The organism is Kitasatospora sp. DSM 101779, from assembly GCF_025655475.1.
Classification (GTDB): domain Bacteria; phylum Actinomycetota; class Actinomycetes; order Streptomycetales; family Streptomycetaceae; genus Kitasatospora.
Genome location: NZ_JAHTIK010000001.1, coordinates 1,383,617 through 1,405,378 on the forward strand (window position 1 = coordinate 1,383,617; position 21,762 = coordinate 1,405,378).

Here is a 21,762-nt window from a genome sequence, read left to right on the forward strand (position 1 = left end):
CGGCGCGTGACCGGCTCGGCTCGGCGCGGCGCGGCTCAGAGCGGTGTCGGGTCGGCGTCGACGACCTCCGCGAGCGGCCGCCGCGGTGTGGGCGCGCCCTCCGGCCCGCGGCCGAGCCGGATCAGCAGGTGGACGTGGTACGGGCCCTGCCGGGGGTCGCGTGCCTCGTCCCGCAGGCCGGGCCACTCCATCGCCTGGTGCAGCAGCGAGGCGCGCAGTCCGTGCGCGGTGGCGAGCAGCAGGACGTGCTGCAGGGCGAGGCCCGCGGTCAGCCAGTCCTCGGGGCGGTCGCCGTTGGTGGCCAGGACGGCGATGCACGGGTCGTCCTCGAAGGGGGCGGGCTGCAGGTGTTCGGCGGGGTGGATCGCGGAGAAGTCCCGCATCGGCAGGTGCCCACCGGCGTCCTGCGGGCCGAGGGCGGTCACCGGCAGGCCGTCCGCGCCGGGGTCGGGCCGGGTGCGGATCCAGCTGCGGCTCTCGGCCCGGCGGTCCGGGTCGGTGGTGTTGCGGCGCTCGGCCTCCGCGGTCAGCCGCAGCAGGCGGTCGCGCTCGACGCGGTCGGGCAGCAGCAGGTGAGCTCCCTCGCCCTGCGCCGCCCGGACGAGCAGGTCCAGCAGCGCAGGCGGCACGGGCCCGCCGTCGAAGGGCGTGCGGACGCTGTGTCGGCGCCAGATCGCGTCGAACAGCTCGGTGGTGCCGGGCAGGTCGACCACGGACGGCTCGTCGAGGTCGACCGCGGCGAGCAGCCCGGGCTCGGTGCAGTCGGGCAGCAGGCGGACCCGGGGTGCCCAGCCGAGGTGGCGGGCGGCGGTGCGCAGGTTGAACACCGCGGCGCCGACCGAGATGTGCAGCGCGCGGCCCTCGGGGTCGGCGATCGGCAGGCCGCGCTCCGGGGCGGTGTGCACCTCCAGGGTGGAGGTCTCGGGGCGCAGCCGGAAGCGCCACGGCTGGGTGTTGTGGACGGACGGCGCGGCGACGGCGGCGGAGATGAGCTTCTCGAGCGCGGCGGCGTCCAGTGCCTCGGTGCGCATGGCGGCCTCCTGGGGTGGGGTGGCGGGTCCGGCGGCGGGTCAGCCGCTGCCGGCTCTGCCTGCGGTGCGGAGCGTCTCCAGCCGGTGCCGGTACTCCTCGGCGTCGATCTCGCCACGGGCGAAGCGTTCGCCGAGCAGTTGCTCGGGGTCGGTGCGCGGCCGTCCGGGATCCGCGGGCGGCGGTGCGCCCCGGCCGGGGCCTGGCGGTTCGGCGCGGCCCAGGTGGCGGACCAGGACCACGATGCCGAGCACGAGCAGGGCCCAGAAGAGCACCATGCCGACGGTCATGAGGCCGAAGCCCCAGCCGTTCATGCCGTGGCCGTTCCAGTACATCATCACGACCTCCTCCGCCTTGCTCGCGGACGGATCGCGGGCGGATCGCGGGCGGACCGCCCACCACCATCGTGCGCGGCCGGGGCGGCGGCCCGCTTGGGCCGATCGGCCCGGGTCGGGGCCCGCTGGTCCCCGACCGGTCCCGACCCGGGTCGGGCAGTGCCGGGCCGGGCGGTGGAGGCTCCCGGGGGTGCGCGGTCCGGTGCGGCCGGGTGCTCAGGACGCGCGGCGGAGTTCCCCGGCGACCTCGTGGGTCCACGCCCGGATGTGCTCGGCGTTGCGGTAGTCGCCGCTGGTGCCGCGGCGGACCATGAGGCGGGCGAGCAGGCCGGGGGTGTCGGCGGTCACCCGGCCACCGAAGGTGACGTGGCCCCGGGCGTGCAGGCGTTCCATCTCGCGGGCGGCGCCGGGGACGGGCAGCAGGTCCTCCTGCTCGGCGGAGCCGTCGACCGGGCCGCTGCTGAACAGCCAGACCGGCCGCTCGTTGAGGGCGTCGGCGTTGCGGTGGGCGCAGCGCACCGCGTCACGGTGCCAGTGCCCGGCGTAGAGCGAGCCGCCGAGGATGACGGCGTCGTAGGGGGAGACGTCGCGGACCTCGCCGGCCGGGAGGACGGCGGTGTCGAAGCCGTCCTGCCGGAGGGTGAGACCGATCTCGGCGGCGATCCCGGCGGTGGCGCCGTGCTTGCTGCCGTAGGCCACCAGGATTCTCCTGGTCTTCGTCGCGGTCATCACGTCCTCCCGTCGCCGGTCGGCCGGGGCGCCGGGCCGGTGTCCCCGGGTGGCGTGGCCGACCCTTCCAGGGTGGGCCACCGGCGGCGCGGCGGCCAGGTGCGGCCGTTCGGGTGATTCCCGGGTCCGGCCGGGAGGTGCCCCTCGGGGCTGGGGGGATGCCCGGCGTCGCGCGCGGCAAAGTCCGAAGGAGAGGGCCCGGCCGGACGGGGTGTCAGCGGCCGCCGCGGGGCGGGGCGGTGGACGCGCGGGGGACGAGGACCGGGTCGGGCGCGGGCCGGGAGGGCGCCTCGCCGTTCGCGAGGAGGTCGAACAGCGAGCGGACGGCCTGGGCGCCGTACGCGAACACGTCGCGGCTCACGGCGGAGAGCTGCGGCCGCACCAGCTGGCACAGCTGCGAGTCGTCCCAGGCGACCAGCGAGAGGTCCTGCGGCACCCGCAGGCCCATCTCGGCGGCCACGGAGAGTCCGGCGACGGCCATGACGTCGTTGTCGTAGACGATCGCGGTGGGCCGCCGGGCGGAGGCGAGGAGGCTCCGGGTGGCCCGGGAGCCGCCGCCGCCGGAGTAGTCGGCGGTGACCTGGACGGCCTCCTCCCGTGCCGGTTCGGCGGCGATCTCCTCGAAGGCGCGGGCCCGGACGGCGCTGTGCCCGAGGCCGGCGGGGCCGCCGACCCGGGCGATCCGGCGGTGGCCGAGCGCGGCCAGGTAGCGGACGGCCTCGTGGACGGCGGCGGCGTCGTCCGTCCACACGGCGGGGAACGGGCCGGCCAGCGAGGGGTGGCCGACGGCGACGGCGGGCAGGCCGCTGCCGGCGAGCGCGGCGATCCGCGGGTCGTCACCGCGCAGGTCGACGAGGAGGGAGCCGCCGACGCGGCGGCCCTGCCACCATGCGCGCTGGACCTCGGCCTCCTCCTCGACGCTGCCGACCAGGCGCAGCAGCAGCGAGCAGCGGTGTTCGACGAGGACGCTCTCGACGCCGGCGATGAAGTCCATGAAGAACGGCTCCCAGCCGAGCATGGGTGCCGGGCGGGCCAGGACGAGGCCGATGGTGTCGGTCTGCCGGCCGGAGAGCGAGCGGGCGGCGGTGTTGGGCGTCCAGCCGAGGTCGCGGGCGGGGGTGAGGATGCGCTCGCGGGTGGCGGCGGAGACGCCGGGGCGGTCGTTGAGGGCGAGCGAGACGGCGGCGGTGGAGACGCCTGCCCGGTCGGCGACGTCGCGGATGGTGACACGTCGGGCGTGCGTCCCGTCCGGGCTCGTCGTCCGCCTTCCGGGCCGACCGGCCCTGGGCTCCTGCTCCGTGCGGCGGTCCGCACCGAGATCGGCGCCCAATCCAGGCGGCCGGTCGGCCCGGTGTCCATGAAGCGCTTCAGCCTGCCCGGGCGCCCGGCGGCGGCCGGGAGCGGTGCCGTCGGGCGCCGGCGGCTCAAGCGGTTCAGCCGTTGATGGGCCGGGGGTCGTTGACGATGGTCCCGCCGGTACAGGGGTCGGCGGTGCCGCCGGTCCAGGCCGCGCCGACGGGGACGACGGCGAGTTCCTGGAGGCAGACCGCGGCGGCGGTGAGGTTCCAGTCGTTGGCGGCGTTGATCGCCCCGACCAGGCTGTCGGCGGGGTCGGCGGCTGCGGGGGCGGCCGGTGCGAGGACGGCCGCCGGGGCGAGGAGGGCGGCGGTGAGCGCCGCGGAGGTGAAGGTCTTCTTCATGCCCGGCCCAACGGCCGGCGGGCGCCGCGGTCACCGGCGGCGGGTTCCGGTCGCCCGGTCGGCGGGCGGCGGTGGTCCGTTCGGACCGCTGCGCTGCAGACGGTCGACGGGCGGAGGGCTGTGCGGGATGCGCGGGATGCGCGGGATGCACGCGATCAGCGTTCGACGACCAGGCTGTGGCAGGTCCAGCTGAACCGGGACGGGCCGCCCGCGGGCGGGCGCGGGTGGTAGGTGCCGTCGGAGACGGAGAGGTTGACGATCAGATGGGCGTGCCAGGCGGAGCCGACGCCCCGGTGGTCGGAGTGGACGGCGACACCGTTGGCGTACCAGTCGACGGAGGTGCGGCCGAAGACGGTGCGGAGCTCCACGGTGGCGCCGGGGGCTATGCCGGCCGCGCCGCCGTGCCAGTAGCGGTAGCCGCCGCGGACGTGGTTGGAGACCTCCAGCAGGTCGGGGTTGTCGGGGTGGTACTCGAAGACGTCGATCTCGTTGCCGCCGTCCCGCCAGGTCCAGATGGCGGGCCAGGCACCGAGGGCGGTGGGGAGGGTGACCCGGGCGAGCATGACGTCGCCGGGCAGCAGCTGGAAGCCGTCCGGGCTGCCCTCGGTGGTGAGCAGGTTGCAGTTCCACAGGTCGCTGCCGGGCCGCCGGGTGGCGGCGAAGACCCCGCCGGGGCAGTAGGCGGGGACGAGGTGGTCGAGCTTGTGGTCGCTCCTGTTGGTGGGCCCCATCCGGGGGTAGGCGCTGCTGCGCCCCGCCACCCACTGCCGTGCCGACGTGAAGTCCGCGCTGAAGACCGTTGCCATCGCCGCCTCCCGGTTGCCGGTCCGCCGCGTTTTGGGCGAACGCCGTCAATCACTGGGAGTGCATTACCCGTTACGGTTCGTCATATGCGAATCGGAGGTTCCGAATCCGGACCGGCCTGCGCCCCGCCGCGGCCCGGTCCGCCCTGCGCGCCCCCGCCGTGGGCCGTTCCGTCCGACGCGTCCTCGCGGCGGCTGCGGCGCAGCCCCTCGAGGCCGGTGGTCATCCGGCCGAGGAAGCGCGCCACGGTACGCAGCTCGTCCGGGCTGAACTCGGCTGCGACAGCATCGGTGCAGGCGGCGACCGGGGCGAACCAGGCGGCGGCCATCCGGCTCGCCCCGGGGTTGTAGTGCACCTGGACCTGGCGGCGGTCGGCGGCGTCGCGGCTTCGGCGGATGTGGCCGGCGCGCTCCAGCCGGTCGAGGACGGCGGTCACCGCCCCGGAGGTGAGGGCGAGCTCCTCGCGCAGCCGGCTCGGGGTGACGGGGCCGGGGGCGGCGCCGGTGGAGCCGCGCATGATCGCGAGCAGCGCCTGGACGTCGGTGGCGTGCAGGCCCTGCGCGGCGGCGAAGTCGTGGCCGAGCAGGTTCATCTCGGAGGCGAGCCCTTGCAGGAGGTTGCCGAAGGCCTTGCTGTCGGGCGGCCGGGGCGCCTCGGCGCTCGGCTCCTGGTCGGACAAAGGTCACCTCTCGTTCGGTCGGCAGCCGGCGGACGGACCGCTCCGGCCCGGGCGGCCACCAGCCTAGGGGGTGGCCTGCGGATCGCGCCGAGCCCACGCGCCCCGGAGACGGTCCGCGACCGGGAGGCACCTCCGCGCACCCACGGGAGCCGCATCCACCGGCCCCGCTCCCCCGTGCCGACCCGATCCGGCCGGCGCCCCACGGGGCGCGCCATCTCGTGCGATTATCTCAATGGTCAAGTCTTTCGATGATTGAGATATCATCGCGCCGACCGTCGACCGATCCGTCGACCCACCCGGAGGACCCGCCGTGCCACCTCGCCGTATCCGGTTCCTGATCCCGCTGGCTCTTGTCCTCGCCTGGCTCGCCCTGGGCGGCGCCTTCGGCTCCTTCGCGGGCCGGCTCACCGAGGTCTCCACCAACGACCGGGCCGCCTTCCTGCCGCAGAGCGCCGAGTCCACCCGGGTCGCCGCCCTGGAGAAGGGCTTCCAGGCCCAGGGCAGCCTCCCGGTGATCGTGGTCTGGGAGGCCCGCAAGGGTTCCGTCACAGCCGAGCAGCGCACCGCAGCCGACCGCGCGCTGCGGGCCGCCGCCACGGTGCCGGGCGCGACCGGCCAGGTCTCCCCCGCACTGCCCTCGCAGGACGGGCGCGCCCTGCAGGGGGTGGTGGCGCTCCGCTCCGACCTCGGCCGGCAGACCGTGGACAGCGTCGACGCCGTCCGCGACCGGGTCGCTCCGGTGCCGGGCACCACCGTCGCCCTGGCCGGCCCCGCCGCGATCGCGGCCGACCTCGGCGGCGCCTTCGCCGGCATCGACGGCCTGCTGCTGGGCGTGGCCCTCGGCGTGGTGCTGGTGATCCTGCTCGCTGTCTACCGCAGCGTGCTGCTGCCGCTGCTGGTGATCGTCGGCGCGGTCTTCGCACTCGGCGTCGCCTGCGCCCTGGTGTACGTGCTGGCCCAGCACGGCGTCGTCCGGGTGGACGGCCAGATCCAGGGCCTGCTGTCGATTCTGGTGATCGGCGCGGCGACCGACTACGCGCTGCTGCTGTCCGCCCGATTCCGCGAGGAACTCCCGCTGCACGCCGACCGGTTCGCGGCGATGCGGACGGCCTGGCGGCGCTCCGCCGAGCCGATCGTCGCCTCCGGTCTGACCGTCGCACTGGGCCTGCTGGTGCTGCTGCTCTCCGACCTGACGAACAACCGGGCGCTCGGCCCGGTCGGCGCGATCGGGATCGTCTGCGCGGTGGTGTCCGCGCTGACCTTCCTGCCGGCCGCGCTGGTGCTCTGCGGTCGCGCGGCCTACTGGCCGGCCCGCCCGCCGGCGGACGGCAGCGCCCCGGCGCACGGCGTCTGGCGGCGGGTGTCCGCCCTGGTCGGGCGGCGGCCCCGGGCCGTCTGGGCCTCCGCCCTGGCCGCGCTGGTGGCCTGCGCGGCCTTCGCACCGGCGCTGGACTCCCGCGGCGTCGCCCAGACCGACCTGTTCGTCAAGGAGCAGCCCAGCGTGATCGCGCAGCGGGTGCTGTCGGCGCACTTCCCCGGCGGCTCCGGCAACCCCGCGGTGATCGTCGCCAGGGCCGACCGGGCGGACGCGGTCGCGGCCGCCGCCCGCGCGGTGCCCGGGGTCAGCGCGGTCGCCGCGTACACCGGCGGCGCGCCGGGCGGCCCGGCCGAGGAGGTCGACGGCCTCGTCCGGCTGGACGCCACGCTCGCCGACCCCGCGGACGGCGACGCCGCGGTCGCCACCGTGCTGCGGCTGCGCACCGCGGTGCACGCGGTGGACGGCGCCGACGCCCTGGTCGGCGGCTACACCGCCCAGCAGGAGGACACCCGGGCGACGGCCTCCCGGGACCGCACGGTGATCGTCCCGGTGGTGCTGGTCTGCATCCTGCTGATCCTGATCGCGCTGCTGCGGTCGCTGGTGGCGCCGCTGCTGCTGGCGGCGACCGTCGCGCTCTCCTACCTGGCCGTGCTCGGCGTCTCGGCCGTCGTCTTCCCACACGTCTTCGGCTTCCCCGCCACCGACCCGTCCGTCCCGCTGTACGGGTACGTCTTCCTGGTGGCCCTGGGCGTGGACTACAACATCTTCCTGATGACCCGCGCCCGCGAGGAGTCGCTGCGGCACGGCACCCGGGAGGGCGTGCTGCGGGCGCTCACCGCGACCGGCGGGGTGATCACCTCGGCCGGTGTGGTGCTGGCCGCGACCTTCGCCGCGCTCGGGGTGATCCCGCTGGCGTTCCTGGTGCAGATCGCGTTCATCGTCGCCTTCGGCGTCCTGCTGGACACCCTGCTGGTCCGCTCGCTGCTCGTCCCGGCCCTCGTCCACGACCTCGGACCACGCGCCTGGTGGCCGGCCCGGATCGACCCGGCGGACACCCCGGCCGAGCCGGTCGGCGAGCAGGTGCCGGCGGCCCGCTGACCAGCGACGCCGCCCCACTGTCCAAGCCGGGCGGGCGGGCGTACGGTGGCCACACGGCACTGTGCGCACGCCCGCCCGGCTGCGACCGCCGACCCGCGCTCCCCCGGCCCCGCGCCCCCGCACCTGTGCACCCTCTCTTGCCCGGTCCTCCCCCGCCCTGACGCCCGGCGGCGGACCGCACCGCTGGAGGCCGACCATGGCCGACGCCAAGGCGTTCCTGAACACGCCCCGGCTGCTCCGCGCCCGCCGGACGGTCGCGGCCCGGGTGCACGACTGGGAGGAGGTCTACCAGCGGCGCGCGCTGCTCCCGATCATCAGCGACCAGGCGGCCCGCTGCATGGACTGCGGCCTGCCGTTCTGCCACCAGGCCTGCCCGCTGGGCAACCTCGTCCCGGAGTGGAACCGGCTGGTCTCCGAGGACGACTGGAGCGACGCCGTGGAACGGCTGGGCGCCACCAACAACTTCCCCGAATTCACCGGCCGGCTCTGCCCGGCGCCCTGCGAGAGCGCCTGCGTGCTGGCCATCAACGCCGACGCGGTGACCATCAAGAACGTCGAACTCGCCATCGCCGACCACGCCTGGGAACACGGACTGGAACCGCCGCGGCCGCCGGAGCGCCGCACCGGGCGCACCGTCGCGGTGGTCGGCTCCGGCCCCGCCGGGCTGGCCGCCGCCCAGCAGCTCACCCGGGCCGGCCACACCGTCACCGTCTACGAGCGCACCGACCGGGTCGGCGGGCTGCTGCGCTACGGCATCCCGGACTTCCGGCTGGAGAAGCACCGACTGGACCGCAGGATCGACCAACTCCGCGCCGAGGGAACGCGGTTCCGCACCGGCGTGGCCGTCGGCCGGGACCTGCCGGCGGACGAGCTGCGGGCCGGCTGCGACGCGGTCGTGATCGCCATCGGCGCCACCGCCTGGCGCGAACTCCCGGTGCCGGGCCGGGAGTCCTCCGGAGTCCACCAGGCCATGGAGTACCTGCCGCTGGCCAACCGGGTGGTGGCGGGCGACCTCGACCGCTCCCCGGTCAGCGCGCAGGGCCGGCACGTGGTGGTGATCGGCGGCGGTGACACCGCAGCCGACTGCATCGGCACCGCGCTGCGCCAGGAGGCCTTGGACGTACGGCAGTTGGACATCCATCCGCGACCGCCGGAGGACCGCCCGGAGGCGCAGCCCTGGCCGGTCCACCCCAAGGTCCACCGGGCCACCACCTCGCACGAGGAGGCGGCCGAACTCCGCCCGCCGGACCTGCCCGACCCCGACATCCGGGCCTACGCCTCGGCCACCGTCCGCTTCGACGCCGACGCCGGCGGACACGTCTCGGCCGTACGCTTCGCGGATGCCGAAGCGGGCAGCCGGGCGCCGGTGCCCGGCACCGAGCACATGCTCCCCGCCGACCTGGTGCTGCTCGCCCTCGGCTTCGCCGGCCCCGAACACGCCGGCCTGGCAGACCAGTTGGGCCTCGGTCTGGACACCCGCGGCAACCTGGCCCGGGACGACCGGTTCGCCGCGGGGCCGGACGGTGTCTTCGTCGCGGGCGACGCCGGCCGCGGCCAGTCCCTGGTCGTCTGGGCCATCGCCGAGGGCCGCGCGGCCGCCGCCGCCGTCCACCGCTACCTCACCGGCCACGACGAACTGCCCTCCCCCATCACCCCCGCCGACCACGCCATCACCCCCGAGGACGTCCCCCCGCTCCCCGCCTGACCACCAACGGCTCACGCGGTCAGCAACCAGGGCCAGCAACCACCAGGGGGCGCATGGGCGTGTCTTCCGGCCGCAGGCCGGGGGGAACGGCGCAGTCCGGAAGTGGTGCCGCTGACGAAATCCGGTTCACCCCCGGTCCGCACGGTGGCCCACATCCGAATCGCGCAGTTCCCCGCGCCCCTGTGAGGCATCCTCGCGCCGTGACGACACCCCCTGGCAGCGCGTCGGCGCACCTCCCGGCCGAAGGGCCGGGGAGAACTCTGCACTTCGGATGCGGCCTGCCGTACGGCTCACCGCCCCTCGCCGGCCAGCAGGTCGCGGATGCAGCCCCGCAGCCAGGCGTGCGCCGGGTCGGCGTCGTGCCGGGGGTGCCAGGCCAGGCCGAAGGGCAGGGCGGGGAGGTCGAGCGGGATCTCCACGGCGGCCAGGCCGAGCGCCTCGGCGAGGCCGCGGCTGCGAGCGGTGGTGAGGCCGACCAGGTCGGTGCTCCGGAGCACGAACAGCGCCGCCGGGTAGGTCGCCACGGTGCCCACCACCGTACGGCGGAGGCCGAGTTCGGCGAGGGCGGTGTCGATCGGGCCGTGCGGGCGGCCGCGCCGGGAGACGCCGAGGTGCCGGCCGGCCGCGAACCGCTCGGGGGTCAACGGCCCGTCCAGCAGCGGGTGTCCGGGCCGGACGACGGCCAGCATCCGGTCCTCGTAGAGCTGTTCCACCCGGACCTCGGGTGCGGTGGTGTCGATCACCCCGACCTCCAGGTCCGCGGTGCCCTCGCGCAGTGCGGGCGCGTCCACATGGCTCTCGCCGAGGAACCGCAGCCGTACGCCGGGGGCCTCCGCCGCGGTGCGGACGAACAGCGCGGCCGCGTGGGCGGCGGCGAAGGCGTCGTGCGCGAGCACGGTGAACGTCCGGTCCAGGGTGCGCAGATCGACCTGCCCGGCGGCGCTGAACAGTCCGCGGGCACGCTCGACCACCGCCCGGACCTCGGCGTGGATGGCCAGCGCGTGCGGGGTCGGCACCATCGACCGGCCGGCCCGGACGAGCACCGGGTCGCCGAGGGCCTTGCGGATCCGGCCCAGGGTGCGGCTCGTCGCAGGCTCCGACAGGTGCAGCCGGGCGGCCGCCCCCGCGACGCTGCGCTCCTCCAGCAGGACGTCCAGCGCCACCAGCAGGTTGAGGTCCATTCCGGATTGCACTGCACGCATTCCTCTCTTGCGAAACATGCACTGGAAGCAATCCAATCATCGGCCTAGCGTGGACGGGAACCCAGACGCCTCTGCTCCCGAAGGAGCCCGTCCGCCATGTCCGGAAACGCCCCGCCGCCCCTCCGCCGGTCCACCCTGTTCGCGATGTGCGCCTGCGTGCTCGTCGCACAGAGCATGGTCGCCGCGATCAACCTGATGATTCCCCAGCTCGCGGCCTCCGCCCTGCACCCCTCCCCCGGCGCCCTGCTGTGGACGGTCGACGCCTACGTCATCGTCTTCGCCGGGCTGCTCATCCCGGCCGGCGCCTGCGGCGACCGCTGGGGACGCCGGCGGGCGCTGCTCGCCGGCCTCGCGCTGTTCGCCGGCGGCGCCTGCCTGAGCGCCGCGGGCGGCCCGCTCGGCTCGGTGGCCGCGCTGATCGCCGGCCGCGCGGTCTCCGGCGCCGGCGCCGCACTCGTCATGCCGGCCACCATGGCAGTGCTCGTCCACCTGGCCGGCCCGGAGCGCCGCGTCCAGGCCCTCGCCTCCTGGACCCTCGCGGTCGGGCTCGGCGGCCTGGCCGGCAACGTCGGCGGCGGCCTGACCGCCCAGTACCTGCCCTGGCAGGCGCTGTTCTGGGCGATGGTGCCGCTGTCCGCGCTGCTCGCGGCGGCCGTCCTGCGCACCGTACCGGAGCTGCCGCGGCACGCCGCCACCCCCGATCCGGCCGGCTCGGCCCTGCTCATCGCCGGCACCGCCGCCGTGCTGTACGGCATCATCGAGGGCCCCTCGCACGGCTGGTTCTCGGTGCCCGTGCTCGCCGGATTCGCAGCCGGCGCCGCACTGTTGGCGACCTTCACCTGGTACGGCCTGGCGGCGCGCCGGCCGCTGGTCGACCCGCGGGTGTTCCGTTCGCGGCGGCTGCGGGCCGCGGTGCTGGGCACGGCGGCCTCGTTCTTCGGCCTGTTCGCGCTGTTCTTCGTCAACTCGCAGTTCCTGCAGTACGCCAAGGGCTACTCGCCGGCCCGCACCGGTTTCGCCATCGTCCCGCTGACCGTGGGCATGGCGCTGGTGCCGCGGTTCGCCGGCCGCCTGCAGGCCCGGCACGGGGTGCGGTGGGTGGCCGGCGGCGGACTGGCACTGATCGGGGCCGGGCTGCTCGGTGTCTCCACAGCCGGCCCCGACACCCCGTACCCGCTGTACGCGCTGTGGCTGCTGCTGCTCTCGGCCGGAATGGGCCTGTCCGCCCCCGGTCTCACCCACGCGGTGGTGTCCGAACTGCCGCCCGCGCAGGCCGGGCTGGGCGCCGGACTGAACACCGCGGCCCGCGAGCTCGGGGCAGCGCTCGGCGTCGCCGTGGTCGGGACGGTGCTCGCCTCCCGTGCCGGCGGCGCGGGCCACGGCCCGGCGGAGTTCACCGCGGGCATGGCCACCGGACTGCGGGTGGTCGCCGTCCCCGTCCTGCTGGCCGCCGTCGCCGTCCTCGCCGGCCTGCGCGATCGGCCGGCCGCCGACCGGCCCGCACCCGCGCCGGAACCCGCCGCCGAGACGGCCTGACGGCCCGTCGCGCCGGCCGACGCCGCCATCGGGGCCGTCCGACGGCCGGCACGGGCCGGAGCCGGCAGCCGACACCGCACGACCCCGCGGAACGTACGCTCCCGACGGTTTGCCACCATGCGGGCATGACCGTCATCGTCTCCGTCACGGGCGCCGGTTGCGGCTGCGCGCCGCGCCGCGCCTGGTCGGCCTCGCCCGTACCCGCCTGGGCCGGGGCCGCGGGCACGGCTCTCGTCCGCTGGCCCGATGCCGACTGCACCGGGTCGCCGTACGACGGGCGGGGCGTCGCGCCGACCGACCGGATGCCGGTGGCCGGCGAGCAGCGGATGCTCGGCCTGGACGGGCCGCTGCTCGTCGAGGGGCAGTTCTGGTGCCTGTTCACCCCGGCCGCCACGGCGGTGAACGGCACGCCCGACCACCCGGACGAACTCCCGCAGCACGCCCTGGTCCGCTGCACCCCGCTGGCGGTGGCGGACGCACGCCCGGGCGGGGCGTGGGTGCGCGTCGCGGTCGAGGAGGTGGTCCCGCTGACGGAGGCGCAGAAGCGCTGGGCGCCGTCCTCGGCCGGTTCGGTCGCGGACCTGCTCCCGCCCGAGGGCGCCGGGGTGGACCGCACCAGCGTCCGCTGCGGCGCGCTGCGGTACGTGGAGTGGTCCGCCCAGGGCGACCTGGGCCGCCGGGCGGTGTTCCGGGAGGGCGACGGCCGGTCGGTGCTGCTGATGTACGCCGAGTGGTCCTTCGACGAGGAGGACGTCGCCTTCGGCCACCGGCCGCTGAGTGCGGCGGAGACCGCGGCGGTGCAGGCCTGCTGGCCATCGGAGGGCTGAGCGGACACGCGCGACGGGCTGCACGTTCCGACACGAACGGGCAGCCACGGCAGGCGCCAGGCGGACCCGAACCTTCCGTTCCGGCCCGCCGGGGGTCTTCGGTTCGTGTCGCGATCACCCGGGCAGGGCCGGGCGACGGGCTCGGCAGGGCCACCGGGCGCCCATTTCCGGCCAACTTGGCGCCAGGCGGCTCGGCAATTCCACCGGGGAATTTCCGAGGGAATTCCAAGAAATTCGTCCGATCTGATCCGTCGCGGACACGTCAGGGGGTTCGACATCCCCCGCGACCTGCGGCGCGGCCCCGGCGTTCAGTGGCGTGCGGGGCGGCGCGCGGCCGAAATGCACGCATGCGACACCAAGCCACTCGTGATGATTGTGTGATGTTCAGGATGCTGGCTTGTTATCGCAGTCGTGATCCCTCTAATCTCCACCTCAGCCCGACAGCACGGGCGCCCGAGTCGCGGCACGCCGAACCCTGCCCACCGCGTCCACCGGGTCACCGACCAGACCCTGGGCAGGGACGGGGGACCCAGTTTCGACGCCGCCCCCACACGGCTAGGGGTGAAGCCGCCTCAGCGCGGCCGGGCCACCTCCCGGTCCGAACCCGACAGCTCACCTCGCAGGCGTGCGGAGAGGGAACTCGATGGGTTTCATCGGCTCGGGCCGTCACCGCCGCCCCACCCAGACCGAGCGCGCCGTCGCGGCCGCCGGTGTGGCAGGTGCGGGTCTGGCGATCCCGCTGCTCACCGCGACGGGCGCCCACGCCGCCCCGGTCACCACCTGGGACGCGGTCGCACAGTGCGCCAGTGCGGGCAATTGGGGCAAGACCGTCGGCAACGGCGAGTACGGCGGTCTCCAGCTCGACCTCCGCACCTGGGTCGCGTACGGCGGCGACAAGTTCGCCTCCACGCCCGACCGGGCCACCAAGGAGGAGCAGATCAGCGTCGCCGAGCGCGTCCTCGCGGACCGCGGCGCCAAGGCCTGGGGCAACTGCGGCAAGTCCGCGGGCCTCACCGGCGAGGGCAAGGCGGAGACCGTCGAGCAGTCCGCTCCCACCGCCCCGGCACCGTCCCCCACCACCACGCCGACCGACCGCGGTTCCTCCGCACCGGTCTTCTCCGGTATGCAGGGCCTCGACGCCAACGGCGTCTACTGGTACCTGGTCGACGGGCAGTGGTACTGGACGACCAGCCAGGAGATCTACGACTACTACACCGGCCCGACGGCCCCGCCCGCCCAGGGGCAGTCCACGGCGCCGGGTCAGGCCACCACCGCGCCCACCGTGCCCGCCGCACCCGGGAACGCCACCACGGCGCCGACCGTCCCGGGCAGCACCACGACCCCGGCGCCGGGCACCACCGCCCCCGGCACGCCCGCCCCGGGCACCACCGCACCGGTGGTCACCACGCCCCCGGTCATCGACCCGATCACGGGTCTCCCGGTCACCCCCGACCAGACCACCGCGCCGACCGGCACCCCGACCACCCCGGGCCAGCCCGCCGCGGCCACCGCGGACCAGGCCCCCACGACGACCCCGGCCGCCGCGGCCACCCCGGCGCCGACGCAGGCCACCACGCCCGCCGCGGAGCCCGCCACCTACACCGTGGCGGCCGGCGACACGCTCTCCGACATCTCCGACAAGAACAAGCTCGGTGGCTGGAAGCAGGTCTACGACAGCAACGAGGGCACCATCGGCCAGGACCCGGACCTCATCAAGCCGGGCCAGGTCCTGAAGATCAAGTAATCGCGGCACCGCACGCGCACGGACGCCGGCGGCCCCGGGGACACTCCCGGGACCGCCGGCGTCCTGCTTCCCCCCGGTGAACTCCCGTCGCATCCCCGGCAAGACCGCGGGCGTGGACCTGGGACGACGCCAATTCCGGCTGCCAGTGCGAACATTGATCAGAATTCACTTCGGCGCAGATCGCGGACGTCGCCGGGAATCCGGCCGAGCGAGCGACGTGCGGCCGGCCTCGGATCCTGACGGCTCCAGGGGCGCACGGCCCGATCGGCCGCCCTGCGCGGAGCCTTGACGCCGCGGACGGCTCCGACTAGAACTTCCCTCGCGCTTGGGAGCGCTCCCACGAGCGGCTCGCACCCTCGCCCGGCGCAGCCCGTACGTCAGCCCCTAGGAGCCGCACGTGTCCCGCCCACGCCGTCGAATCGCGGCCGCGAGCGCCGCCGTCGCCGCAGCAGCGGCCTGCTGCCTGCCCGCCACCGCCTCCGCCGCCACCGGGAGCAGCCAGGGCGCCGGCCGCGCGCCCGGCCCCGGTACCAGCTTCTACGTCGATCTCGACAGCAAGGCCCTGCACCAGGCCGTCGCCGACCTCCGGGCGGGCGACCCGGGCGACGCGCTCGCCATGGCGAAGCTGGGCTCGTACCCGGTGGCCCAGTGGTTCAACGGCACCGCGACCCCGCAGGAGACCACCGCCGCGATGGCGAAGCTGCAGTCCAAGGCCGCCCGGCAGCACCAGACCCCGGTGGTCGTGGCCTACAACGTGCCCGGCCGGGACTGCTCGCAGTACTCCGCCGGCGGCGCCTCCACCTCCGCCGAGTACGCGGCCTGGGTCGACGGCCTCGCCCGCGGCATCGGCGACCGCCGCACGGTGGTGATCCTGGAACCGGACGGCCTGGCCCTCAGCCCGGCCTACTGCGGCGGCACCGCACAGCAGCAGGCCGACCGGCTCGCCGAGATCAACGGCGCCGTCGGCCGGCTCGCCGAGCAGCCGCGCGCGGCCGTCTACCTCGACGCCGGCCACAGCGGCTGGCAGTCCACCGGCACCATGGCGAAGCTGCTGGTGGACGGCGGCGTCGAGCGCGCCCGGGGCTTCTTCCTCAACGTCTCCAACTACCAGCGCGACGCCGACCTCATCCGCTACGGCACCCAGGTCGCCAAGTGCACCTGGTACCTGACGCACACCCCGGGCGCGGTGGCCGACGACTGCGCCAACCAGTACTGGCCGCAGGCCGACGCCGACGCCTGGTACGCCGGACACATCCCCGCCGACGCGGAGCTCCCGCACTTCGTCGTCGACAGCAGCCGCAACGGCCAGGGCCCGTGGACGCCGGCCGCGACCTACCCGGACCCGCAGACCTGGTGCAACCCGTCCGGCCGCGGCCTCGGCACCCGGCCGACCGCCGACACCGGGACGCCACTGCTGGACGCCTTCCTGTGGGTCAAGGTGCCGGGCGAGTCCGACGGCAGCTGCACCCGCGGCACCACCGGCGGCACCGACCCCGAGTACGGCGCCGCCGACCCGGCAGCCGGCGCGTGGTGGCCCGCCCAGGCCCACGCACTGGCCGCCGCCGCGTCCCCCGCGCTGACCTTCAACCTGCCGGCCGGCACGCACCGCTGACCATCCCCGTCGGCGGCCCGGCCCCCACCTGCCGGGCCGCCCACCGGGCGCCGCACGCCCACAGCACCCGTGCGCGGCGCCCGGCCCTTCTGCATGCCCCCACACAGTCGAAAGTTTTCGAGCGGATCTCAGCCACACTGTCCAATGACGGCCGCACCCGCAGGTCCGATGCAGCGTCAGGATCCCCTGCGAACTCGCCGTCCATGCGCCTAGAGACCTGTTGGAAACTTTCGACTGAAACTTCGAAACTCAGTATTGACCCGCGCTCGACAACGGCGACATACTCGTCGGCGATCGACCTCCCGCCGCTGGCCGCGTGGCGGATGCACGGCGCCGCAACAGGTCCCACCCAGCCTGTCCGGACGGGCCCCACAGCCGTCCGGCCGACGGAAGAAGAGGTTGTCGATGATGCACCGCTCCCCCGGTGGCCCGGGGCTGCTCCGCCGCGCACTGCTGGCCGGCACCGCCGGTGTGCTCGCCGCGGCCGGCCTGGCCGGTGCGGCCGGCACGGCCGATGCCGCGAGCACGCTCGGCGCGTCCGCCGCCGCCAAGGGCCGCTACTTCGGCACCGCCGTGGCCGCCGGCCACCTCGGCGAGTCCGCGTACGCGAGCACGCTGGACACCGAATTCACCGCGGTCACCCCCGAGAACGAGATGAAGTGGGACGCCGTCGAGGCCACCCGCAACTCGTTCAACTTCGCGTCCGCCGACCAGATCGTCGCCCACGCACAGGGCAAGAACATGAAGGTCCGCGGCCACACGCTGGTCTGGCACTCCCAGCTTCCCGGCTGGGTCGGCGGCCTGTCCGCCATCGACCTGCGCACCGCGATGAACAACCACATCACCCAGGTGATGACGCACTACAAGGGCAAGATCTACGCCTGGGACGTCGTCAACGAGGCCTACCAGGACGGCAGCAGCGGCGCCCGGCGCAGCTCGCCCTTCCAGGACAAGCTCGGTGACGGGTACATCGAGGAGGCGTTCCGCACCGCCCGTTCCGTCGACCCCAACGCCAAGCTCTGCTACAACGACTACAACACCGACGGGCAGAACGCGAAGAGCAACGCGGTCTACGCGATGGTGAAGGACTTCAAGCAGCGCGGCGTGCCGATCGACTGCGTGGGCTTCCAGTCGCACTTCAACAGCGCCTCGCCGGTGCCGAGCGACTACCGGGCCAACCTGCAGCGCTTCGCCGACCTCGGCGTGGACGTGCAGATCACCGAACTCGACATCGAGGGCTCCGGCTCGGCGCAGGCCACCAGCTACACCAACGTGGTCAACGCCTGCCTGGCCGTCACCCGCTGCACCGGCATCACGGTGTGGGGCATCACCGACAAGTACTCGTGGCGCAGCAGCGGCACCCCGCTGCTGTTCGACGGCAACTACGGCAAGAAGGCCGCGTACACCGCGGTGCTCAGCGCGCTCGGCGGTTCGGGCTCGGGCGGCGGGGGCGGGGGCACGGCCTCCTGCACGGCCGCCTACAGCCTCACCCAGAGCTGGAACGGCGGCTTCAACGGGCAGGTGACGGTGACGGCGGGCAGCGCCGCGATCACCGGCTGGACGGTCACGGTGACCGTCACCCCGCCGCAGAAGGTCTCCGCCACCTGGAACGGCACACCGAGCTGGGACAGCAGCGGCAACGTCATGACGATGAAGCCCAACGGCAACGGCAACCTGGCCGCCGGGGCCTCCACCAGCTTCGGTTTCACCGTCACGTCCAACGGCACCACCACCGCGCCCAAGGTCGGTAGCTGCACGGCGAGTTGATTTACCGCCACCCGGAACGGCGGACGGCACGGCGGCTTCTCGGCCGCCGTGCCCTTCCGTCGTCGGTCGTACCTGCCCGGCCGTCGGCAGGACCTACCGTGTGTCGGTGCGGCAGGGTATGTTCCGGCGGATGACCGTCCTGAGGATCGTGCTGACCGTGCTGGGTCTGCTGCCGTTCTGCCTGGGCCTCGTCGTCCTGCTCGACCTCACCGCGTCGCGTGCGCGGATCCGCCGCCTCACGTCGTTGGAGGAGAACGGGACGGAGGCCGCGGCCCGGGTGGTCGAGCTCCGGTACATCAGCTGGGACGAACGGCGGATGAACGCGACCGTCACGGTCGACTTCCCGGACGGCGAGACCCTCCGGCGGACGCTGTGGGTGCCGCTCCGCCCCGACCTGGCGGTCGGCGGGCCCTGCCCGGTCGTCCGCCATCCGCGGGCCGCCGAGGGCTTCGAACCCGGCACCAAGGCCGATCTCGCCCGACTCCGCCACCACGAGCGGACCGTCGAGATCCCGGAGACCCGAAAGCTCGGCCTGTTCTTCGTACTGATCGGCGCGGCGCCGATCGCCCTGGCGGCCGCGCTGCCCGCCCTCGTCCGCCTGCTGTGACCGACCGGCAGTGCGCCCGGGCCGCTGCCCTGATCAGGGCAGGCGCAGCGTCAGGAAGGGCACGGTGTCGCCCGGCAGCAGGTACTCCCCGACCTGGACGAAGCCCTGGGCCAGGGCGAAGGCGACGCCCTCGGTGTTGGAGGCCAGGACGATCGTCTCGATCCGCTCGGCACCCGTCTCGCGGGCCCGTTCGGGACACCGGAGGTAGATCCGGGTCCCGATGCCCCGTCCGCGGTGCTCCGGCAGGACCCGGGCGATCACGGTCGCGGCGGGCTCCTCCTCGGTGGGCGGTCGGACGGTGGAACAACCCACGGGCCTGCCGCCGAGGTGGGCGACCTCCAGGTGGTGGCGGTCCGCGTTCCGCCGCACCTCGTCGAGCGAGAGCGGCGCGGTCGGGATGATCACGTTGTGGACGTGCCGCCAGGCCTCCAGCGAGGCCTCGCCGTCCACCGGCCGGAGGTGCAGATCGCTCGTGGCGGCAGCCAAGCGCCGGCCCCGGTGCACGTCAACTCCCTTTCCCGGTAGCCGTCCGGCCGCCGTACGAGCCGGCCGCGGACCGGCAGGGCGGACGGGACCGTCCTCCTGCCCCCTGCCGGTCCGGCCCGTCAGCCGGCGCTCTTGGCGAGGCGGACGGCCACGCTCTGGCCGGCCGACGCGGTGGTGCCGTAATCGGAGTCGACCGCGGAGGCCTGGGCGGCCACCTCGGCGTCCCCCTTCTGGAACGAGGTGGTGCCGGTCGGGTCGGCCTTCGCCTGCCACGCCACCGGAGCGCCGGGCACGCAGGCCACGGTGGTGCTGTACGAGCCGCGGATCAGGACGCGGTGGCTCACCTGCGACACCTGCCCGGACACGGCCACCGAGGCCGGCTTGTTGCAGGTGACGGTGCCGTGCACGGCGGCCTTGCCGTTGAGCGTGCTCGCGGTGCCGTCCACCGCGACACCGAGGCCGAGGCTCAGCTCCGCGGGCGGGGCCGCGTTGTGGATGCGCACCTCACCGCGGGCGGCGGCCGTCGAGCCCTCGCAGTGCTGCTCGAAGGTGGCGTCGAGGGTCTGCACGTAGCCGTTCGGGCCGAAGGCCACGTCCGTGATGGTGAAGGAACCGGTCAGCGTGTTGCATCCGCGGCCGTCGCCGGACAGCTCCAGGCCGGGCTCGGCCGAGCCGGAGAAGGGTGCCCGGGTCGCCCCCGTGTACTGGCCGACGCCGAGCGCCTTGCCCTCGGGCGCCTTGAGGTCCAGGCTCCACCAGTTGCCGTGGGCGCCGTTGACGGACAGGCCGATGGCCCGGTGGTCACTGCTCGCGTAGACGTCGAGCCGGTCCTGTGCGTCGGTGGCGAAGTCGTGGGACTCACCCCCGGAAATCCAGTCGCCCTGGTCGCCGCCGAAGCTCAGCGACCCAGAGGTGACGGTCTGCGCGTGAGCGGCGCCGCCGACGAGGACGGTCGTACCGGCAGCCGTGGCCAGCGCCAGGGCCACTCCGGCGACCGTCCTGACGAGAGAGCGCGCGGGCAGCGTGAACTCCATGTGATCTCCCCATGGTTGGGAACGCACGACGGACCCCGGGGCGTCCGCCGCCGAGGCCGAAGGGAGTCTGACAGTACGGGGACGCACCGACAACGGACTTTCCCGCCCCGGACCGTCCGATCCGCGGGGAAGTCGTCCACCCACTCCTTCCCGAGCGCGGAACTCATCACCGAACGCCCGGCCGCCGGTGTCCTTCTCCAGGGACAGCCCTGGAACGACGTCTTCGGCTACTACGACACGTCCACCGTGCTGGCCACGCTCACCCACAACGGCCGCGCCACCGCCACGGTGGTGCTCCGGGCGCCGTCCCTCGAACCGCTGGGCGAGGCCGAGTACCCCGTTCGGACCCGGCCCCGGGCCGTTGTCTCCGCAGGTGACGGCAGCTGGCTCACCGTCGAAGGCACCGATGTCGTGCGCTGGTCCCTCGGCTAGCGGCACGACCGCCGGGGCACGGTCGTCCCAGGACCACTAGCCCGACGTTCGAGTCCCACCGAGGCCTGGACCGTCCGCCGCGGGTCCGTCCGCGGGTGCCCGGCGGAAAATGCGTTGCCCCGCGGGTGCGGCCTCGACATGATCGCTCGCATGTACATGTAACGGCTGCCACGTAGCTACGACCGACCTGTCGCGCGGTCGACCTCTGAGCCTGACCACTCGGCCCCGAGGCGATGACTCGCGCCCTCGTGTGCACCCGTCATGTTCCAGGAGCCGCGGCTCGGCCTGCGAGCGCTCCTGCTGAGTCCTGAAAGCAACCACATCCATGAATACCGACCGCAAGGCCCACTGGGCCGTGCGTCAGTCCGCCCTGCCCGCGGTCGTCCGGCCCTGCCCGGACTGCCCGGGCACGCGTCACCGCGCCTCGGGCAGGATCCGCGTCAACGCGAGCGGCAAACTGCTCGACGTCTGGCTGCTCCTGAGCTGTGCGGCCTGCGACCGGACCTCGAAGGTGCCCGTCCACGAACGCGTCCACGTCTCGTCCCTGGAGCCGGCCCGGCTGGTGGCGTACGAGAACAACGACTTCGCCGTGGTGCGGGAGCTGACGATGAGTGCGTCGCTCGCCACGAAGAACGGGTACCGCCTCGACTGGAGCGGCACCTGGGCGCTGGAGACCCGCACGCCCCTCTACGCCCTCGACGACCCGACACCGCTCACGGTGGTGGTCGGCTTCGAGCTGCCCGCGCCCGTCCGGGTCGAACGGCTGCTCATGCTGGGGCTCGGTCTGAGCCGCGGTGCGGTGCGCCGCATGGTCGGGGACGGACGGATCCGCCTGCCGCTCGCCCCGGACGCCAAGGCGCACCGGGACTTCGAACTCACCGTCCACGGGCCCGGTTCGGTCGACGCCGCGAAGCATGCCAAGCCGCTCGGCGCTCCGACCGAGGTGCGCACCGACGCGCGCAGCGACGCGCGCACCGACCTGGGCCACGCGGAGTCCCACGATGCCCCGCGGCCGTGGTCGCGCTCGGCGACGGCGTGATCAGCCGGCGCCCGGCCGATGTCGGGTGCCGGGCGGCCGCGGGTCGCTGACCGGCCCGGTGCCCGTGCGGGCATGGGGT

20 protein-coding genes and 1 riboswitch are annotated in these 21,762 nt (G+C 74.7%); of the genes, 10 read left to right on the top strand and 10 right to left on the bottom strand.

All coding sequences use genetic code 11. From position 1 onward, the window contains the following. Positions 1–35 precede the first annotated feature (35 nt). From KSNIM_RS06395 to KSNIM_RS06425, 7 genes are all read right to left on the bottom strand, one after another. Complete coding sequence (locus KSNIM_RS06395) at positions 36–1,031, bottom strand: Acg family FMN-binding oxidoreductase (protein ID WP_263102249.1); 996 nt, start codon at positions 1,029–1,031, stop codon at positions 36–38. A 39-nt stretch (positions 1,032–1,070) separates the two neighbouring features. Continuing rightward, a complete protein-coding gene (locus KSNIM_RS06400; protein WP_263102250.1) occupies positions 1,071–1,367 on the bottom strand; it encodes an SHOCT domain-containing protein in 297 nt (98 codons plus the stop codon). A gap of 213 nt (positions 1,368–1,580) precedes the next feature. Then, the gene (locus tag KSNIM_RS06405) at positions 1,581–2,093 is read right to left on the bottom strand and encodes a flavodoxin domain-containing protein (RefSeq protein ID WP_263102251.1); all 513 of its coding nucleotides are present in this window, start codon (positions 2,091–2,093) and stop codon (positions 1,581–1,583) included. Positions 2,094–2,307: 214 nt separating this feature from the next. Beyond that, on the bottom strand, positions 2,308–3,315 hold the full coding sequence (locus KSNIM_RS06410) for a LacI family DNA-binding transcriptional regulator (RefSeq protein ID WP_263107850.1): 1,008 nt from the start codon (positions 3,313–3,315) through the stop codon (positions 2,308–2,310). Between the two features lie 211 nt (positions 3,316–3,526). Next, the gene (locus KSNIM_RS06415) at positions 3,527–3,793 is read right to left on the bottom strand and encodes a hypothetical protein (protein ID WP_263102252.1); all 267 of its coding nucleotides are present in this window, start codon (positions 3,791–3,793) and stop codon (positions 3,527–3,529) included. A 155-nt stretch (positions 3,794–3,948) separates the two neighbouring features. Next, complete coding sequence (locus KSNIM_RS06420) at positions 3,949–4,599, bottom strand: beta-glucanase (RefSeq protein ID WP_263102253.1); 651 nt, start codon at positions 4,597–4,599, stop codon at positions 3,949–3,951. An 80-nt stretch (positions 4,600–4,679) separates the two neighbouring features. Further along, the gene (locus KSNIM_RS06425) at positions 4,680–5,276 is read right to left on the bottom strand and encodes a MarR family winged helix-turn-helix transcriptional regulator (RefSeq protein ID WP_263102254.1); all 597 of its coding nucleotides are present in this window, start codon (positions 5,274–5,276) and stop codon (positions 4,680–4,682) included. A 310-nt stretch (positions 5,277–5,586) separates the two neighbouring features. On the opposite strand from KSNIM_RS06425, the gene KSNIM_RS06430 reads away from it, so the two are divergent. After that, positions 5,587–7,692: an MMPL family transporter gene (locus KSNIM_RS06430; protein ID WP_263102255.1), complete on the top strand. Its 2,106-nt coding sequence runs from the start codon at positions 5,587–5,589 to the stop codon at positions 7,690–7,692. A 196-nt stretch (positions 7,693–7,888) separates the two neighbouring features. After that, complete coding sequence (locus tag KSNIM_RS06435; RefSeq protein ID WP_263102256.1) at positions 7,889–9,397, top strand: glutamate synthase subunit beta; 1,509 nt, start codon at positions 7,889–7,891, stop codon at positions 9,395–9,397. A 290-nt stretch (positions 9,398–9,687) separates the two neighbouring features. On the opposite strand, the gene KSNIM_RS06440 is transcribed toward KSNIM_RS06435, so the two are convergent. Further along, complete coding sequence (locus KSNIM_RS06440) at positions 9,688–10,599, bottom strand: LysR family transcriptional regulator (protein WP_263102257.1); 912 nt, start codon at positions 10,597–10,599, stop codon at positions 9,688–9,690. A 96-nt stretch (positions 10,600–10,695) separates the two neighbouring features. Here KSNIM_RS06440 and KSNIM_RS06445 point away from each other — a divergent pair, with 96 nt between their 5' ends. The 6 genes from KSNIM_RS06445 (at position 10,696) to KSNIM_RS06470 (ending at position 18,692) form a co-directional block, all read left to right on the top strand. Next, positions 10,696–12,135 (top strand): MFS transporter, encoded by a 1,440-nt coding sequence (locus KSNIM_RS06445; protein ID WP_263102258.1) that lies wholly within the window; start codon positions 10,696–10,698, stop codon positions 12,133–12,135. A gap of 125 nt (positions 12,136–12,260) precedes the next feature. Continuing rightward, a complete protein-coding gene (locus KSNIM_RS06450; protein WP_263102259.1) occupies positions 12,261–12,962 on the top strand; it encodes a hypothetical protein in 702 nt (233 codons plus the stop codon). A gap of 491 nt (positions 12,963–13,453) precedes the next feature. Beyond that, a riboswitch (cyclic di-AMP (ydaO/yuaA leader) is annotated at positions 13,454–13,604 on the top strand. A 1-nt stretch (position 13,605) separates the two neighbouring features. Beyond that, complete coding sequence (locus KSNIM_RS06455; RefSeq protein ID WP_263102260.1) at positions 13,606–14,706, top strand: LysM peptidoglycan-binding domain-containing protein; 1,101 nt, start codon at positions 13,606–13,608, stop codon at positions 14,704–14,706. 397 nt (positions 14,707–15,103) lie between these two features. Further along, positions 15,104–16,318 carry a glycoside hydrolase family 6 protein gene (locus tag KSNIM_RS06460; RefSeq protein WP_263102261.1) on the top strand — a complete coding sequence of 405 codons (1,215 nt, stop codon included), beginning with the start codon at positions 15,104–15,106 and terminating at the stop codon, positions 16,316–16,318. Positions 16,319–16,723: 405 nt separating this feature from the next. Continuing rightward, positions 16,724–18,085, top strand: coding sequence for an endo-1,4-beta-xylanase (locus KSNIM_RS06465; protein ID WP_263102262.1), 1,362 nt, complete (start codon positions 16,724–16,726; stop codon positions 18,083–18,085). Positions 18,086–18,215: 130 nt separating this feature from the next. Then, the gene (locus tag KSNIM_RS06470; RefSeq protein ID WP_263102263.1) at positions 18,216–18,692 is read left to right on the top strand and encodes a hypothetical protein; all 477 of its coding nucleotides are present in this window, start codon (positions 18,216–18,218) and stop codon (positions 18,690–18,692) included. Positions 18,693–18,725: 33 nt separating this feature from the next. Here the strand turns inward: KSNIM_RS06470 and KSNIM_RS06475 are convergent, their stop codons facing one another. Both KSNIM_RS06475 and KSNIM_RS06480 read right to left on the bottom strand, forming a co-directional pair. After that, positions 18,726–19,178: a GNAT family N-acetyltransferase gene (locus tag KSNIM_RS06475; protein WP_263102264.1), complete on the bottom strand. Its 453-nt coding sequence runs from the start codon at positions 19,176–19,178 to the stop codon at positions 18,726–18,728. 119 nt (positions 19,179–19,297) lie between these two features. Continuing rightward, on the bottom strand, positions 19,298–20,212 hold the full coding sequence (locus KSNIM_RS06480) for a hypothetical protein (RefSeq protein WP_263102265.1): 915 nt from the start codon (positions 20,210–20,212) through the stop codon (positions 19,298–19,300). A gap of 246 nt (positions 20,213–20,458) precedes the next feature. On the opposite strand from KSNIM_RS06480, the gene KSNIM_RS06485 reads away from it, so the two are divergent. Both KSNIM_RS06485 and KSNIM_RS06490 read left to right on the top strand, forming a co-directional pair. After that, positions 20,459–20,644 (top strand): hypothetical protein, encoded by a 186-nt coding sequence (locus KSNIM_RS06485; RefSeq protein ID WP_263102266.1) that lies wholly within the window; start codon positions 20,459–20,461, stop codon positions 20,642–20,644. Positions 20,645–20,969: 325 nt separating this feature from the next. Continuing rightward, positions 20,970–21,683, top strand: coding sequence for a DUF1062 domain-containing protein (locus KSNIM_RS06490; protein WP_263102267.1), 714 nt, complete (start codon positions 20,970–20,972; stop codon positions 21,681–21,683). Positions 21,684–21,762: the final 79 nt, after the last annotated feature.

Excerpts from the sequence above, each read along its gene's own strand:
- KSNIM_RS06420 (WP_263102253.1), bottom strand. The coding sequence starts at position 4,599 with ATGGCAACGGTCTTCAGCGCGGACTTCACGTCGGCACGGCAGTGGGTG.
- KSNIM_RS06445 (WP_263102258.1), top strand. The coding sequence starts at position 10,696 with ATGTCCGGAAACGCCCCGCCGCCCCTCCGCCGGTCCACCCTGTTCGCG.
- KSNIM_RS06465 (WP_263102262.1), top strand. The coding sequence starts at position 16,724 with ATGATGCACCGCTCCCCCGGTGGCCCGGGGCTGCTCCGCCGCGCACTG.
- KSNIM_RS06480 (WP_263102265.1), bottom strand. The coding sequence starts at position 20,212 with ATGGAGTTCACGCTGCCCGCGCGCTCTCTCGTCAGGACGGTCGCCGGA.
- KSNIM_RS06400 (WP_263102250.1), bottom strand. The coding sequence starts at position 1,367 with ATGATGTACTGGAACGGCCACGGCATGAACGGCTGGGGCTTCGGCCTC.
- KSNIM_RS06455 (WP_263102260.1), top strand. The coding sequence starts at position 13,606 with ATGGGTTTCATCGGCTCGGGCCGTCACCGCCGCCCCACCCAGACCGAG.
- KSNIM_RS06490 (WP_263102267.1), top strand. The coding sequence starts at position 20,970 with ATGAATACCGACCGCAAGGCCCACTGGGCCGTGCGTCAGTCCGCCCTG.
- KSNIM_RS06405 (WP_263102251.1), bottom strand. The coding sequence starts at position 2,093 with ATGACCGCGACGAAGACCAGGAGAATCCTGGTGGCCTACGGCAGCAAG.
- KSNIM_RS06415 (WP_263102252.1), bottom strand. The coding sequence starts at position 3,793 with ATGAAGAAGACCTTCACCTCCGCGGCGCTCACCGCCGCCCTCCTCGCC.
- KSNIM_RS06395 (WP_263102249.1), bottom strand. The coding sequence starts at position 1,031 with ATGCGCACCGAGGCACTGGACGCCGCCGCGCTCGAGAAGCTCATCTCC.
- KSNIM_RS06435 (WP_263102256.1), top strand. The coding sequence starts at position 7,889 with ATGGCCGACGCCAAGGCGTTCCTGAACACGCCCCGGCTGCTCCGCGCC.
- KSNIM_RS06450 (WP_263102259.1), top strand. The coding sequence starts at position 12,261 with ATGACCGTCATCGTCTCCGTCACGGGCGCCGGTTGCGGCTGCGCGCCG.
- KSNIM_RS06470 (WP_263102263.1), top strand. The coding sequence starts at position 18,216 with ATGACCGTCCTGAGGATCGTGCTGACCGTGCTGGGTCTGCTGCCGTTC.
- KSNIM_RS06440 (WP_263102257.1), bottom strand. The coding sequence starts at position 10,599 with ATGCGTGCAGTGCAATCCGGAATGGACCTCAACCTGCTGGTGGCGCTG.